At 31.6% G+C, this 16901-nt stretch carries 12 protein-coding genes; 5 read left to right on the plus strand and 7 right to left on the minus strand.

Annotation, left to right across the window (positions count from 1 at the left end; all coding sequences use genetic code 11):
- Positions 1-6: 6 nt before the first annotated feature.
- From AXG55_RS03760 to AXG55_RS03775, 4 genes are all read right to left on the minus strand, one after another.
- Entirely contained in the window at positions 7-990 is a 984-nt protein-coding gene (locus AXG55_RS03760) for a hypothetical protein (protein ID WP_148696796.1), read from the minus strand.
- A gap of 67 nt (positions 991-1057) precedes the next feature.
- On the minus strand, positions 1058-2317 hold the full coding sequence (locus tag AXG55_RS03765; protein ID WP_148696797.1) for a hypothetical protein: 1260 nt from the start codon (positions 2315-2317) through the stop codon (positions 1058-1060).
- A 90-nt stretch (positions 2318-2407) separates the two neighbouring features.
- Positions 2408-5125: an alkaline phosphatase family protein gene (locus AXG55_RS03770; RefSeq protein ID WP_148696798.1), complete on the minus strand. Its 2718-nt coding sequence runs from the start codon at positions 5123-5125 to the stop codon at positions 2408-2410.
- A gap of 10 nt (positions 5126-5135) precedes the next feature.
- Entirely contained in the window at positions 5136-7031 is a 1896-nt protein-coding gene (locus tag AXG55_RS03775) for a hypothetical protein (protein ID WP_148696799.1), read from the minus strand.
- A 268-nt stretch (positions 7032-7299) separates the two neighbouring features.
- Here AXG55_RS03775 and AXG55_RS03780 point away from each other — a divergent pair, with 268 nt between their 5' ends.
- Together AXG55_RS03780 and AXG55_RS03785 are read left to right on the plus strand one after the other, a co-directional pair.
- On the plus strand, positions 7300-8370 hold the full coding sequence (locus tag AXG55_RS03780; protein ID WP_233231358.1) for an SAM-dependent methyltransferase: 1071 nt from the start codon (positions 7300-7302) through the stop codon (positions 8368-8370).
- 3 nt (positions 8371-8373) lie between these two features.
- On the plus strand, positions 8374-9006 hold the full coding sequence (locus tag AXG55_RS03785) for an IMPACT family protein (RefSeq protein WP_148696801.1): 633 nt from the start codon (positions 8374-8376) through the stop codon (positions 9004-9006).
- On the opposite strand, the gene AXG55_RS03790 is transcribed toward AXG55_RS03785, so the two are convergent.
- Positions 8975-9688 (minus strand): peptidylprolyl isomerase, encoded by a 714-nt coding sequence (locus tag AXG55_RS03790; RefSeq protein ID WP_233231359.1) that lies wholly within the window; start codon positions 9686-9688, stop codon positions 8975-8977. The genes AXG55_RS03785 and AXG55_RS03790 overlap by 32 nt on opposite strands.
- Before the next feature lie 113 nt (positions 9689-9801).
- On the opposite strand from AXG55_RS03790, the gene AXG55_RS03795 reads away from it, so the two are divergent.
- The 3 genes from AXG55_RS03795 (at position 9802) to AXG55_RS03805 (ending at position 14844) form a co-directional block, all read left to right on the plus strand.
- On the plus strand, positions 9802-10914 hold the full coding sequence (locus AXG55_RS03795) for a S1/P1 nuclease (protein WP_233231360.1): 1113 nt from the start codon (positions 9802-9804) through the stop codon (positions 10912-10914).
- Between the two features lie 117 nt (positions 10915-11031).
- Entirely contained in the window at positions 11032-12876 is a 1845-nt protein-coding gene (locus AXG55_RS03800) for a ricin-type beta-trefoil lectin domain protein (protein ID WP_148696803.1), read from the plus strand.
- 96 nt (positions 12877-12972) lie between these two features.
- Complete coding sequence (locus tag AXG55_RS03805; protein WP_148696804.1) at positions 12973-14844, plus strand: ricin-type beta-trefoil lectin domain protein; 1872 nt, start codon at positions 12973-12975, stop codon at positions 14842-14844.
- On the opposite strand, the gene AXG55_RS03810 is transcribed toward AXG55_RS03805, so the two are convergent.
- Together AXG55_RS03810 and mvk are read right to left on the minus strand one after the other, a co-directional pair.
- Positions 14827-15897, minus strand: a complete 1071-nt coding sequence (locus AXG55_RS03810) for a tyrosine-type recombinase/integrase (RefSeq protein ID WP_148696805.1) — start codon at positions 15895-15897, stop codon at positions 14827-14829. The two genes, AXG55_RS03805 and AXG55_RS03810, sit on opposite strands and share 18 nt — an antisense overlap.
- The gene (gene mvk / locus AXG55_RS03815) at positions 15884-16882 is read right to left on the minus strand and encodes a mevalonate kinase (protein WP_148696806.1); all 999 of its coding nucleotides are present in this window, start codon (positions 16880-16882) and stop codon (positions 15884-15886) included. The genes AXG55_RS03810 and mvk overlap by 14 nt, the downstream gene beginning before the upstream one ends.
- Positions 16883-16901 lie beyond the last annotated feature (19 nt).

The raw sequence follows: 16901 nt of genomic DNA on the forward strand, positions 1-16901 counted from the left end.
TAAGCTTTAAGGTTTTGCCAATTCTCTTTGGACTTGTTTGAGATTATTTTGTACGGCGGACATATCTGAATATTCAGGATAACTTTTTATGATACCTTCCAAAATTTGTTTACACTGCGTGAGAGTTTCTTTTCGAGGAGCTCCCGTTTGTTGTGTCGAACGCACAAATAGTGTTCTTACTTTAAATCTTAAGTTCATAACAAGGGCATTAACGGCATCAGAGCGAATTCTCTTTAAAGTATCGTTGCGTTTATCATGAGGAACAGCATCGATTAATGCAATGGCTTGTTCAGGTGAGTCATTATTTAACATTTGAGTTGCATTTGTCGCAATTTGCTCAAGGTTTAAACTATTGGGATCACCGCCGTTAAAGATACCGCTATTTTGTTGCAAGCCGGGTTCAAGGGGGTTCAGTTGCAATATCTGCGCATTTAATGCTGAAATATCGATTTGTTGTGCTAAAATAAGATCTCGCGCTGTTCTTTTTTCTACAAGAGCATTGAGTTTATCACCTATCGCTAAATAAAAATCAGATAGGGTATTGTGTAACCAAGCTTCATTTATAACAGGATAACGAAGTTTTAATCCATTTAAGAAGCTGATGGCTTTTTGAACGCGTTCTTTGTTGTCTAAGCCTGCTCGGGCATCGCAGATATATATTGCGGCTTGAGCAAGGGGAGGAAATGAATTAAAAGGCATTTTAAGAGATGATATTTCCAGTGATTTTGCTTTTACAAGAACTTCAGTGCAATTTTGGGTAATGAATTGTTCTTCAATTTCTTTAGTTTTTAAAAAGATATCTTTAACTTCTTTATCATTTGTTTCATTCGCTTTTATATTATTTTGTGGAATGACTGTTGGTGTTGGGGGAACGTTGTGTGTGTTGACAATACTTACATTTTCTTTGCTTCCATTTAAGCTTGTACAGCTTGAAAGTAAAAATATAAAATTTAAGCCAATGGCGAATTTACATGTTATGAGTCTTTTCAATATCAATTCCTTTTTTATTATAAATTCGTAAATGAGGGCATTAAAATGCCTAACAATGAATGGGATGTTACCAGTGATAGGAGATAGCGAGCAAGTGTCTGCGTTCAACAATCTTGGTGGTTGTTGTGTTGTTAGGTTGTGGTAAAGTATCGTTCATTAAATAAGTTGAATATTCAATAGAAAATAATGCTAAACTCAACGAAGTTCCAAAAGTAGCTCCCCCTTCCATATAACCAGCTCTCAGGGCAAATCCTTGCTGAATAAGAACATTACCAAAAAACAATTCTGCACCTGCGTGAATTAAGCGGTTGGTGTCAATGCCATCAACTCCATAATTATTCCCATCAATTTGAATGGGTAAAGGATAAACATCTACAGATAATCTTAAATTTACTTTAGATCCTGAAATTTTTCCTCTTGGAGTTAATGAAAAGCCGACGCGAACTTCTGTGGGATCGACATTGGAGGCGTTTGTAGTTGAATTGCTTGAACCACCTGTACGAACGGAGCCGCACATGGTTTCAACATTTTGATTAATGGGATTAATATAATTATTAACACATCCTGTCGGAATATTTCTTAAGGCCATGCCAAAAGTAGGAAACCAAAAATCTGCTGCTGTTATGGTAAAGCCTGCATCAAGTCCGACTCCGGTGGTTTGTTGGCCATTATTAGTAACGACATTCGCAAGATCATTTGTTGAGAAAATATTTGTTGTATCAAGTGTATTATTTTGATAATCAAGCCGGTAATTAGGACGTACGGAAAGCCCATAACGAAACAGACCCCTTTGAGTTGCTCCAGCGACTGCAAAAGCTCCTGAAACAGTAGTGGTTGAAACCGTATAAGCTTTTGTGGGATTGCTTGTGTCGACAAATGCCATTTTATTTTCACTGCGAATGGGAAAGCCAATTAAATAAGTTGCTGAGTTTTTAGCTCCCAGAATAATTTCTTCAAAGCTTTGAAATAAAAAATACGATTGTTTGCCGGGATTATTTTTAGCTGAATTGATAAAATCCGTACCCCAACCCGTGGGATCGCTATGCATATTGGACAGCATTTGTGTATTTCCACCGACTTCTGCATCGAGAAGATTGATATCTTGCACAATTTTTTTAAGAGTGGGGTTCCGTGTTTCGCTTAAACCCGCAGGGTTATTAAAAACCGATGTTTCATCATTTGAGGTTGCCGTAAAAGCGCCTCCCATTCCTGAAGGGCGAACGCCATTCCAATTCGTGGGGATGCTTTCTGCAAAAACAGGATTGGGAATAATCAAAATTATGATTATTAAATTTAATAAATTCTTTATGGAATAAATTTTTCGCATAAATTGCAATCCCACTTTTTGCATGAGTTTCAAAAGTGGTTATCGGCAAAGGTATAATTCTATAAAATGAAAAACTTGCCTAAGACAAATCTATAAAGGGGTGATAAAAAATCCGACTTTTGTTTTCTTGGATAAAGAAGGATCTTCAATATTTTTACTTTCAAATGTATCGATGGCAGAAAAACTATCTTTAAGTTGTTTTTGACATTTTTTAGAATTTTTTTCATCAACAGAAAAAATTTCTTCAACATTATTGGAAGTCATGGAATCAAAGTAAAAAGAAATACTATCAGAAGGAACAAAATTTTTGCCAAAGTAAAAATGAGGTAGTGGTGTTAAGCTTCTTTTATATTGAAAACTTCCTCCTAAAATACCTTCAATATTGGAATTATTTTCCAACTTATTTTCATTTTTCTGATACCAACTTAAATTTATATATTTATTTTTAATAGAGCACGGAAAAAATTCAATGAGATTATTTGAAATCAGTTGGTATATAGGAAAATTGGAATGCACACTAAAAATGGAGTCTGAATTTGCAGTCCAATAAAAAGGACTGCAATTATTTTCATCTGGTTTAATAGACATAGTATATTTTATATAGTTATTTTTTCTTGGTATCATATTTTGTTTTAATGCCTGATATTCATTAGGAGTTGTTTTTTCTAGCATGATTCCTGTAATGTCATTGTTATTACTTAATATGTTTCTTCCAATTGGGATCCCAACTGTGGACAGAAGTGTTGCAGAAATGTCATTAATATTAATATTTTCGAAATTTAATGACATTTTTGGTATTAATCCTGGAATTTTAAAAATACCAGTTGCTAAAAATGATTTTTTACCATCATTTTTTTCAACAGGTATAAGGACAAAAATAATAGTTCGATGTTCAATTTTTCTCGCTTTAATTGTATCAATTATTTGTCCTATGGCTCTATCAATATAGGAAACAGTTGCTAATTCATCAATTTTTAAAGGATTAACTATGGAGGAAAATCCTAATGTTGTAATGGATTTTCCTAAATCTTTTAAAGTAGGTCTTATTAAATTTGTTTCTGTATCAAGTAAAATATGAGCTAAAAATCGTGACTGCTGATTTTCTGATGTCCAATTTTGAAAAGCTTCTATAACTCGTGGAATATATAAGTCTTGATTGTTGATTAAGAGAAATTCATTAGTGCCCCAATCGGGAACATTGTCTATATTTTGTGCTACATTCCCAAGATATTTAGAAATTATGGGAAAATCCTTTGCCGTTAAGGGAGCCGCAATTCCTTTGGGGTTTGTTTTAAAAATAGCATCTAATCCTGAGGCAGGAATATTGCGATCGTCAATTTGAATATTCTTTTTTGCAAAAGTCCAATCGTTTCTTTCAAGCCATCTTCCATAGATTGATGTAAATTCCGAAGAATCAGAAATATTTTTATTAAAGTAATAGGACTCAGGATGAGAAATTCCTACAATATTATATCCATACTTTCTCAGTTCTTGGTATATGTTTTTTGATTTATATTCATTAATTTCTTCTTTTGAAATAAAAATATTTTCTGAATTTAAGAAATTATGATCTGAAAAAATAAATTTTCTAAAGTTTTCGCTTGTATTATCAGAGATTGAGATTGATTTTGAAAAAATAACGGATTGATCCATGATAGACGATAATGAAGGAGCAATATGATTGAATATTTTTTTATTTTTTAAAATATTTTCAGAAATTTTTGGCGTTTGAATATATAAAATATTATAACCAAAAGCGGTCGTATAGGAATCATTGGTAATAAGCTGAGGATTTGAAGATTGTTTTAAAGGGTCTTGAACAGTTTCTTCTGTCTTTTTAGCTTGTGACTTTATATTATTTTGAGGATGATTTTGTAAAACTTCCTCAGGTTTTATTTCATCTGGAATTTTATCATCATCAAATTCATCATTATCATTATTGTCATCATTAGAATTTATATTTTCTTTTTTTGGGTTTGTAATTATTAATGATTTATTTGGCATCCAAAATTGACTGGAATTAGAAACACGAATGGGTGAACGCCCGGTGTGATCGATATGATTTACATTGGCATTTAGAATATAAAAACTTGAAGAAACACTCATAATTCTTATACTCGCTGCCGTCGAGTCATTAATAGGAATTGAGATTTTAATTCTTTTTTGAACGTCATCATCGGTAAATGATTTTGCCCAAACATATTGACCTAAATTAATACGAATACTTCCAGGAGATAAAAGAAATAAATTAAAACTAAATGATCTTCTCCCTTTAACAACTGGAATAGTTGCTTTAATTTCTTCTCCTCCAAGTAAAAGTACTCCTTCGCTTATGGAGCTCCAATGATAACTTGGAAAAATAACAGAAGAAGATTTGCGAATAAAATTGGGATTATTCGGATTATAAAATACTTTTCTTCCAGGTAAAACAGGCCACAAAAAGGACGTGTCGTCGGGTGCTGTGATATATCTCGAGTTTGAAATTTCTGCATTTGCATCTAAAAACAAATCATAAATGGGGATGTTTAAATTTTCCATTCGTTGGAGTTGTTTTTCCATTCTGCGCATTTGCTCAGCCTTTGCATATCTTCTTAATTTTCTTCTTTCTAGTAATTCTTGCTCTAGTGCCGACATCGGCCAAGGAGCAATGAGTCTTGAAAAATGCGCATTATTAAAATTAGCTGTTACAGATTGTATTGGGTAAAAGGAAATAATACTTAAAAATATCATTATTAAACATAGTAATATAAGTGATGAAATAATAATATAAATTGACCATTTTGAAAGTCTAGAAGAACGAGGTGGCATAATCTAAGACCTATTTTATTGAAAAATTAATATAAGAATAAAATTTATTTTTAACTTCATTACCATAAACTTTAATAAATTGTTCTCTTTCTGAATCCGTTAATGTTAAATAAGGCATACTGGGATCAGGATTTATTTTAAATACGTCAAACTGCTTAAAAAATTCATTATAATTCACTTCACTTTTTAAAGATTTTGTTTGACTGGTAGCGTCATTTTCAATTTTTTTAGGTTTTTTCTCGTAAGGACTGAATATTTGATAGTTTATGTTTTTAAATGAATTCTTTTGGAAATATAAATTATTATTAAAAATATTTTCTTTTTTTAATGTTAAATATGTTGCTTTTTTAGGGCTTTGGCATATCACGCCATATTTTATTTGATTTCGAATGGCAAGTAAGTAATCTTTTTTTATGTTCGGATAATTATCATGTTTTGAGTTTATGGTATCTAATAAAAAATAATTAGCCTTATGAGTAAAATTTTTAGTACTATTTAAATTGTAGTCTAAAGCAATGGGGTTACAGCTATAAATAGATGATTTTTTAATAAACTGTTGGTTGATAATTTCAGGATACATAAGCAAGTTTTGAAAGTCTGAATTGGAATATCCCTTGCCAAATTCAAGCATATTTTCTTTTTGGCTATAAGGCATGACCATAATATTTTCATGCCCTGAATCTTTTAAAGCTTGTATTGCTTTAGATAAATAGATATCTATGCTTTTAAGGTTTCTTTCAAATTCTTCTTTAGTAATATTTTGTGGCCACTCAATGGAGTGGAAGAATCCATTTTCATTAATATCTTCCATTTCTGTTAAAAATAATAAAAAATTTTCCTTATTTTTATCTATATTTGTAATTTTTTTAGCATAGGAAAGGAGAAGATGGCTATTAATATTTGTTAAATTATCCCACTTCCATGCTGGAAATATAGGTGTTATAAAACCAATTTTATAGAATATTAAGAAATGAGGTTGTGATAATGCGATTCTATTTAAAAATATATTTGTCCAGCTTGCATTTAAATACTCATTCATAGAATCTTTTTGAAAAATATTATTAAAATTAGTTAGATTTTTTCCATTAATACCAATAAAATTTTTTGTTTTAAAATTTTTTTTCAAATATTTATCGATATAATTTTCATTATGAAATTGAATGGGTGCAGGAATAAAAAGTCTTTCGTCTGCAAAATAAACTTCATCTAAGATGGATGCTGTGATAAGTTCTTTTTTTGAAGAATATAAAAGCCATGTATTTTCATTACTTAAAATTGATTTTGTTTCAGAAAAAGAATCCTTATACATGAGTAATTTTTGTGGCATTAAAAAAACAAACTTTGCATTTGGATTTAAATCTTTGGCCGCTGTTTTCCATTTAGAATAAATTTCAGATGATTTGATTTCAAATAATTCTTTATGAATTTTTTGTTGCATTTCATAAATTTTAGAGCTGCTTCTAAACCAATTACGCATATATTGTGGTGCAGCGCTAGTACTGACAAGCAAAGCAGCTAGATGCGATATAATACAAAAAAGAATAGGAAAATAGGTTGAAGAATAAATGAGAATAACGGGTTTTTGACCTTTGCGACTTCTTTTTTCAACTTGAATTTTCATGATTATTTTTAAAATAATAGCTGGAATAGAAACTATAGCACCTAATAATCCAGAAAAAAATAAAATTCCTAAAAGTACAAATGTAAACGATAGAGAAATTTGCCAGGAAGAAAAAAAGAATAATCTCGATTTTTCACCGTATTCAGGGTTATAAGCTATTATAAAACATATTATGGAAAATATAATCCAAAAAAACGAGGAAAATAGAATGTATCTCCATAATACTGTAATAAAAGAAGTCGTTTTTTCTGCTTTCCTTACCATTGGACTTCTTGTTCGGAACATTGAATATCACTCCAAATAATTTGATCTAAATATAAGCATTAAGAGACTTTATTTATTACCGTCTGATCTTTGATTCCTACAATTCATGACTGTATCATATCATGTTTAAAAGAAAATTTTCCTTGGAAGTGACAATCTTGTGTTTAAGAGATTGCTTGTCAGGGCAAAATGTGTAGAGTGCAGTTTGCCTCAAGTGATATCTAACGGCTCGCTCATGAAAACACTCAAGTAGATATCCTAACTTACTGATATCAGGATGATTCTTGCAATGAATATGCATAAAAATGAAGCCAATCTTTGGCTAACCCATGTGAGTAAAGACTTTTTTCCTATTTGGAAGGAACGGATTGCTAAGTTTGGGGGTACAGAATTTAAGTCTTTAGGACACAATTTTTATAGTGTTTTATTGGATAAATCTTTTACGAAAGAAAATAAAACGGAAACAATATTCTCGAGGTATTGGCTTCCTGTTCAGTATATGTGGCCCACCAAATCAACTCAAAGCGGCTATATTGAAAAGTGCGCTCAGGGCGTTGCTGCAAAATTTTCTGATCATAAATTTACAAATGTCGTTGTTTTCTCCTTGGATCGTAAGGATCAATCCCTTGCCTCTAATTTACGTGGACGTCTGTTACAAGTGGTTAAGGATAAAATCACCAAAGTAACTTCACCTAAATTATTAACGGAATGGACAAAAAAACCGAACATGCAGCCCGCACGTAATACAACTTTAGTCGTTGCTATTTCCGAAAAATGCACTTGGGCAGGTATTACCACACCACAGGAGGCAGGAAGTTATTTTGCGGGAGGCAGGCGTTATATTGGTGTGTCAAACGAGAAAATTGCCAGTCGTGCCGCTGCTAAATTTGTTGAGAGTCTTGAAAATTTACAGCTCAATGACATTAATTTAAGCCAAGCTAAAAAATGGTTGGAATTAGGGGCTGCTCCCGGTGGCATTACCCATGAACTTTCCGAGCGTCAGTGCGAAATTTGGGCTGTGGATAAAGCAGATCTCGATAAAAATTTACTTAAAAAACAAAATGTTCATTTTTACAAAATGGATGCAAGAGATTTTAAGGAAAGAATTCATGTCGACTCCATTTTTTGTGATTTAAATGGTCCTTCGCCTCTTTCTGCGGATATTTGTGCAGATAAATCTGTTTATTTAAATAAAAATGGAATTATTATTTATACATTTAAAATTCACTCCGTAGAAAAGTTTAATGATGATTTTGAATACATTGTAAACTCTTTTAAAAATAAAGCATGTAAATTCCTTTATGCATACCATTTGTATAATAACAAACAAGAAATCACACTCTTTTTTAAAAAGCAGTAATTTATGATTTCTTGTTATAAAACCTTAGCAATAAATTCGACAAGTGAAATTGTGATTGAAAAATCAAAATTTATTGCAACTCTGAAAAGGGTTACAAACGAGGATGAGGTTAGCTTTTTTTTTAGTCAAATTAAAAAAAAATATTGGGACGCTACTCATAATTGTACGGCACATATTTTAACATCGGGAATTGTACGTTCCAGTGATGATGGAGAGCCTTCTGGAACAGCGGGTAAGCCCATTTTAGAGTGTTTAAAAAAAACTGATTTAAAAAATGTTGCTGTTGTTATTACCCGTTACTTTGGTGGAATCAAACTAGGTTCGGGCGGGCTCATCCGTGCTTATACTGCTGCAACGCAAAACGGGATTAAATATTCAGGAATTGTCGAATTCAAATCTCATCAATCCTTTGTTTTAAGCATAGAATATTCGCAGTGGGATAAGTTAGAAAATTTTTTGAAAATAAATAAGATAAAGTATGAAAAGCCTAACTTTACAGATAAAGTCACTGTAAAATTTTTTACTCAAAATGGTGATGAGATATTAAATCATATTCGAAATTTATTTAATAGTAATATTGAATATCATGAAGAAAATGGGGAATTTATAGAGATTCCGTTATTGTCACCGATTTGATTAAGGCCTCTTCTGGAAAAAAAGGAACATTATACATTCCTTCTCTTTGACCAATTTTTTGTTTTGCAATTTTTTGAACAATATCCATTCCCACAATCACTTTTCCAAAAACAGTATAGCCTTCCTGTTCTTTTGTATAATCAAGGTTTGTATTATTTGTTAAGTTAATAAAAAATTGAGAGGTGGCTGTATCGGGAAAGTTAGGTTTTCGCGCCATAGCAATGGTTCCTGCTAAATTTTTTAATCCGAGGGAGGACATGTTTTTTATAGGAGTGCTCGTGTTTGGTTTCAGATTAAAATTCGTGTCATAGCCTCCACCCTGAATAATAAAACCATCAATGATGCGATGAAATATAGTATTATTGTAATAACCTGCTTTGACATAGTTTAAGAAATTGTTTACGGTTGTTGGATCTTTCTCTTTAAATAGATCGAGTTTAATTTTACCTAAACTTGTAATCATAACAACTTCAACATCGCCTTTTGGAACTGTCGGCTCTGCATTTGTTTGATTTTTTTGTTGATTTTGTTGCTTTGATGTTTTTGTCGATTTCTTCTTTTTTTCCATTTTATTTTGAGCGACCGGTTCTTGAGTATTTTCAACAATACCATAAGAAGAAAGTGCGACAAAAATAAAAGGTAAATTTAAAGTAAGTAAGATTATTTTAAATTTGTAATTCATAGCGAAAATCTCCTTTTTTCTTCTCCTTATGAGGAGATAGTTCTAGTTTAAAGGATTATGAGTTAAAAACGAAGATATTTCTTATTTTTTAATTTTTTTAGAGGATGTGTGAGATGAAAAAGATATTTTGTTTTTCGAGTCTTTTAGTATGCTCCTTTATTGCATCATCGGCTCATGCTTTTTGGGATCAGAGTCATCAATTGATTGGTTCTATAGCATCTAAAAATGTTTCGGAAAAAACGAATAAAGCCGTTGAGCGTTTGCTCAACATACCTCTTGATTATCCCGGCAGTTTTGAACTCTCAAAAAATACAAATGGATTTGACACTGCGGCATCATGGGCGGATGATATTAAGAGCTATAAAGATCAAGATATTAATAACGATCTTTCTTCTTGTCATTACATTGATATTCCCTTCACAAAAGAAAAAATTGGTAAAAAAATAACAGATGCAGAAGTTATGGAAAAACTGAATATGATTATGGAAAAAAATTCCCAAAACTCCATTTCTTGTCTTAAGAGTTCCATAAAAACATTGCTTGTTACAAGTACAAGCGATGCCAATAAAGCTATTGCAGTAAGAATGATCATTCATATTGTGGGAGATATCGGGCAGCCTCTGCATAATGCCTCCTTGGTCTCTAAAAATGAGGCGGACGAAGGTGGAAATAAAATTATCATTGATAAACCTGTGACCTTTCAAAATATAAATGTCACTTCAAGTGTTGCCAATAATTTACATAAAATATGGGATGGTTCCTTAGGCATTTATTTGCAATTTCCTTATAATAATGAAAAATCAAAATTAGGTTACTATACCGATGAAGAAAAGGAGGCAACTGATAAAAACGCTAAAAATATTTTTGAATCATCTGATTTTGTTAATTTAAAAAATCGTCTATTGAATGATAAAAATGAAGAAAGCATTGAATTTTGGAGTATAAATTCTTACAAAATAGCAGTGAAATATGCTTATAGTGATCTTGTCTTTAAGTCATTAAATAAATTTGATAAGGCGACTTTCAGTGTGCAATTTAAAGAGGGATGGAAAAATTATCAATCAAGTCGTGCTGATATTATTGATATGCAAATTAAAAAATCGGGGATACGCCTTTCTTATTTGCTAAATTCAATTTTTGACAATTTAAACATAAAAAATCCATATTTTGAGTTGGTTTCGAATATTAAAAATGATGATAATATCAAGCCTTTATTTGTAAGGTAATAATTATTCTATTTATAAAATTAGTCATAATAAAAAATTAACTAAAAAATTTGATTTTGATAAAAAAATTTATTTTATTAATTTTTGTTATTAAATTTTTTTTATAAGGAGAAGTTAGTGCAATATAAAAATGTCTTTAATTTTTTGAAATTGATTCATATTCTTTTTTTTATTGCGGTTAATCCGATCTATATATATGGCATGGACAATGAGGGAATAAATCTTCGTTCTGTACCCAAAGTTGTTTATCGTGCAACCCCTTCAAAACCCGATAAAGTTTTTAAAAATGGATTTTCTCGCTCTCGTGAAGGACATACTAATTTAGCGCTTCATATAGGAAGTGAAACGGGAGATCTTAGCACGGCTATGATAAGCACGACCTCAAATTTTGAATATGCAAATTATTATGCGGCTATGTATGCGCAAACTTACTGGCAAGTGGATTATTACTATATTTATGAAATTATACCACAAAATAATTTTATTGATGTCACAGCAACCTATGAAAGAACTTTATCGGAAACGCAACATCTGGGAAGGCGCGCCGGTCTTGAATCCTTGCGCCGTCAGTTTACACACGAATATGAATATGTTGCTCTTTATATGATTCGACCAGAAACGATATTAGCGGCAACGCGTTATGAATTAAATTTTGATACAGGAGAATATGAGCATCGTGAAACCATTTTTAATGAAAATGCTCAGACAAATATTATGCCCGAAATTCATCCTAATAATTATCCTTTAGGAACAGTCGATGGGGTTGAATATCCTTTCGTGAATAAGGACTGTTTATTTAATCCTAATAATACGGGAACTCCTTTTGTTATTCATAGGGGATCCCCTTTGTTTACTCCTCCTCCCTTGCCCCCTCGTCGTTACAAAAGAGAGGGGTTGCAAACTCATCAAGAGTGTTTTATAAAGCCTTTTCAAAATAAAAAAAATCCTGAATTTACAGATATAAAATCCATAAAAATTGAAGTTAAAAACTCTGCGGGTAAAAAATATTGTCTCACAGTATATCCATATAATAATGTTCTACTTGCAGAATGTTCTCAGGCACAGAATTGGTATATTACTCAATTTGGTCAAATTATAACACAAGTAAATGATATTTATAAAGATCAATATTATTGTCTGACTGAATTAAATAGTATAGATAATTACGATTATGTCAAAGTACAAATTTGTGACTTAACAAAATCGAAGCAGTTATGGAAAGTAGAATTCACAGAACAAGGTCAATCCATAATAAAGTCAAATTCAAATAAAATTCTTCATGCACATGATGATAAGTATAAAATAACTTATTTAAGGGATAAAGAGAACAAAGATAAACTCTCGCTTGTGAATGCAGATGTTTTAAAAGCAAATTTATCAGAGCCTTTTATTCAATTTTCAATTCCACATTTACTCACAGAAGAAGGAGAAACAATTTATCCAGCAGCAAGTGGGAATGTGTATGTAGAAAAACCGGCGCTATTAAATGGATATAAAAACTATTATAATGCTCATAATAATGCTTTGTTTTCTACCAATGGAAATGAAAATGAATACCCCTCATTATGCTATATTTCTTCCTTAATTCAATCGGGTGGTGGTGCTTGGGGATGGGTTAAAAGTAATTATTGCTCGTTAAAGTCTGCGGTCAGTGATGATTTTAAATGGATACTACATAGAAGTTTAAACGATAGTAGCTATGAAATATCTGATATTGGGGCTAATGTATTGAGAGTGAATAAAAATTTCTCTCCCAATCAAAATTTTGTATATACTGCGGACAATCATGGATTTTACGATAATAGTTACTTTAACCAGTCCTTTACCTTTAATATTCCTGCTATGATTTTTGCAGATAGAATGTCATCATTGGATCGCAGTTATGCAAGAAATTTAAATAAACTGACAAGATCTTTTAATGCGGTCAGAAATTATTATTATAATTTAATTTATCAGCAATAAAATTTTATTTGATTTTATTTTAAAAAATTTTTAATAAATAGTTTGATATTTTTTTATCAAAAATATCAAACTATTTTCATATGGGAGGCTTCACGGATGAAGAATGTCTTTTTCGTATTTATCTTATGTCTTATAGGAAATTTTTTCGAACAAAAAAATTTCCTAAAATCCACAGCAGCATGCGCACAAAACAACGAAAGATCCCCTCCCAAAGTGGTTTACCGAGCCAGTCCTTCAAAACCCGATATTAAATTTAAAGAGGGATTTAGAAGAGGTTCGCAGGGAAGTCGCGATCTCGCTTCGCATATTTTAGGTGATGGACAAGTTCCTGGTATTACAACTAATTTTGCAGAATCCAGTATATTTATCAGTACGACATCAAGCTTGGTTTATGCTCATGATTATGGTGATAGATATGCTTTAGGAACATGGGAAGTTTCAGAGTTTTATATTTATGAAATCGTTCCTGAAGCGCATTTTGTAGATGTAACCGCTACTTTTGAACGGACTTTACAAGCTGAAATCGATCCGCAAAGACGCATTGAATTAGAAAGACGCAGAAATGAATTTATCGATGAATATGAGTTTTCAGCAATTGAGTTTATACGGCCTGAGAGTATTTTATCGGCGACGCGTTACGTTTTTAATAATGAAGATTTTCGATATCATCCCGTAGAAATAATTCCCAACGCAAATGCAGAACGAAATTTAATTCCTACAGTACATGAAAATAATTTCTCTTTGGGAACCATTCGAAATCATAATTTTGAGCATCATCTCCCCACTTTAGATTTTGCTTGTTACCGGCCTGATAATAATACGGGAACTGTAAGTTTTGTTGTGCTGAATAGTAACTCTCATCGTGAAAAAAGAGAGCTCAATATGCAAAGTAGGGTATTACCCAAACTGATTTGTCCCGACCCCCAATTTTTACAGAAGAAGGAGAGAATTGAAAATCCGACATCATTTTTAGAAAGAACTAAAAGCAAAATTAATATTACAAGTTTTGAAATGAAACTTTGTTTAATTCCTGATAACAAATATCTCTATGGTGCTACTTGCGATACTAATAGCGCTTTATGGAGTTTTACAGAATTTGGTCAATTGATAACGAAAATATTTGATGGGCAATATGATCAATATTATTGTCTGACAGCTCCTCGAAATTCTCAAGATTCAAATTACGTGAAATTAGAAATATGTGATTTAAATACGAAAGAACAGAGATGGACATTACAATCAGATAAAAATTCTTTTAAATTATTATCTTCTGCAAATGAAACTTTACACCTTTATAATAATTATTATGCTTATACACAAAAGAAAATTGATTATTATAGAGTTGTTAATTTAAACAATAGCTTTGAAATAAAGAAAAATAAAACAAGTGCTTTCATTCAATTTTCTGTAGATCCCCTTTATACTGCAGACTATTATACAATTTATCCTACAGAGCATGGAAATATTTATGAAGAATATTTTTCAGATTTATCGAATTATTCTACATTTTTTAATGCTCATAATAACACTTTATTTTCAAGTTATGGGCATAACAGAGAGGGGCCTCAAGTTTGTTATATTTCTTCATCAGTAAGAAAAGAAAGTGTCAGTTGGGAATGGGTAAAAAATGAATATTGTCCCACGGGAGGATTTGTTGAAAATCAATACAAATGGCTTTTTCAAGTAAATCAGGATCATTCAAAATTTCAAATTATGGACTATGTTGGAAATATTTTAAGATTAAATGACAATTATGGTTCGCAAAATAGATATTTTGCTTATACGGCATTTCGCTTTTGGAATGATAGGAATAGATATGTCGATAGTTTTATTTTTAAAGATGCTTTGCAAATTTATGCCCGTAAATTTGTAAATTTTGACATTGAGCATGGCGATAAGGAATTTCGTAAAATACAGGCGTACAATGCTGTAAAAAATTATTTCCGCGAATCATTTCAGCTTCAATAAATTTAATTTTAATGCAGCTGATTCTTCTAATTCATTTGCTTTTTTGACATAAATTGCTGTTGTTGTGACTTCTTTGTGGTTAAGAAGGCTTTGAATTTGCCCAATAGGCACACCTTGATTATGCAAAATTGTGGCCAGTGAAGCCCGGCAACTGTGGGGAGAGACTTTTTTTTCAATACCCACTTTTCTTGCTGTTTCATTTACAATATTATAAATGGCAACTTGGCTTAGTTTGTTTTTGTCCGAAACATTTTGAATACGAATAAATAAATACTCATCTTCTTTTGCATTTAAACGGATGCAATTGATATAATTTTTGATAACTTCTGCTGTTTTTGCATGAATAAGAGGAGAATGTTCTTTTTGCCCTTTCGTCATCATTTTTATTCTTGTAAAATCGCTACAAAATTCTATATCTTTTATTTTTAAAGAACACAATTCTTCAACGCGCATACCTACTGAAAATAAAGTAACCATAATGGTATATTTTAATAAGGTACTTTTATAAATGCGCGATTGAGTGTTTTCTGAGCTTAACCTCTCACATTCTTGTTTTAAATAATTAAGTATTTCTTTGACTTCATCAATAGTAAAAGCATTTGTCTTGCTTTCTTCAACATATTTGGGTTTTTTAATGAATTGCATTGGATTTTGTAAAATTAATTTTCTTTTACGACAAAATTCAAGCAAGGAAGAGAGGGCATTTAATTTTCTTCGGATTGTTTTTTGAGTTAAATTTTTTTCTTCATTTAAAGAGTTATGCCATAGTATTAATAATTTTTCATCAATTTGAGAGACATTATGAATATGTACTTGATGAGAACTGGCAAAATAAATAAAATCTTTTAAATCATTTAAATAACTTCTTTTAGTATGAATACTTGTAAAACTTAGAAGAAAATGAGTGACCACATCATTTAAATCAGTAGAGAGTTCTTTCTGTGTCCATTCTGCGAGAAAGTCAGATGTATGTAAAAGATTTTGTAGAGAAATTAAACGGGGATCGCTTGGTATAAGAGAATTTTTTTTTATTTTTGATTTATTCTGTTCCATGTGCTGGGACTCGGGTTATAAATAAAGAATCCTTATCAAATTCATGATATAATTGATTGGGTTCATTCGCAAATAAGCCAAGCACCAATCCACCTCCTCCGGCTCCTGTTAATTTTGCTGCAAGAGCGCCTTGGCTTTTTAATTTTAAAATAATTTCCTCTATATTTGGTGTTGAAACACCAAGTTGATTAAGTTGAATTTGCGCTGTATTTAAGCATTGAGACAGTTCAATAACATTGCCATCTGTAATATGAGTGACGGCATCTTCAGCTAAAATACCAAGTATTTCTAGGCATTTTTTTGTTTCTAAAGGATGCGTTTGAATTTTTTTTGCCACTCCTGCAACCATAGTTGCTGTTTCGCCACGTTCTTTGGTGTCAATGAGAGCAAGCCAGAATTCCTTTTTATTTTTTAAATATTTTAAAGGCGCTCCTTTAATAAACTCAATAATACCATCACTGGCAACAGCCGCCACATCGAGGCCACTTGCTTTACCAAAGTGGAAGTAACAATCAATTTCATTTGCAAACTCAATTTGTTGTTCAATGGTTAATTTTTTATTTATTTTATTTTTTTGAAGTGCAATTTGTTCTGCAATTTTAACGAAACAAGTGCTGATGGCAGCGCTGCTTCCCATTCCACCGCCAAGTGGAATTTCGGACTCTACAAGAATACTTTGTGGTTTATAAAATTGCATATCATTGTCTAAACCGCACAGAGATAAAGCTTTATGAAATGCTTTGTTAAGTAAAGCTGTGATATTTTGTCCCGGTTCAATGATTTGTCCTTTAATGAGCGTTTGCCAAGCTTCATCCCATGAGGTCATATGTTTAGAGGCGTCTGGAGGTAACAGAGAAATTTGCAAACGGACGTCAGGTAAGGCCATGGCAATGGCTTTATAGCCATAAACAACAGAGTGCTCTCCGATTAAGATGGCTTTACCGGCTGCAGACGCTTTAAGAAGGGAATTTGATAGATAATCCATTTTCGGTGACCTTATGAAA

The organism is Silvanigrella aquatica, assembly GCF_001907975.1.
GTDB lineage: Bacteria > Bdellovibrionota_B > Oligoflexia > Silvanigrellales > Silvanigrellaceae > Silvanigrella > Silvanigrella aquatica.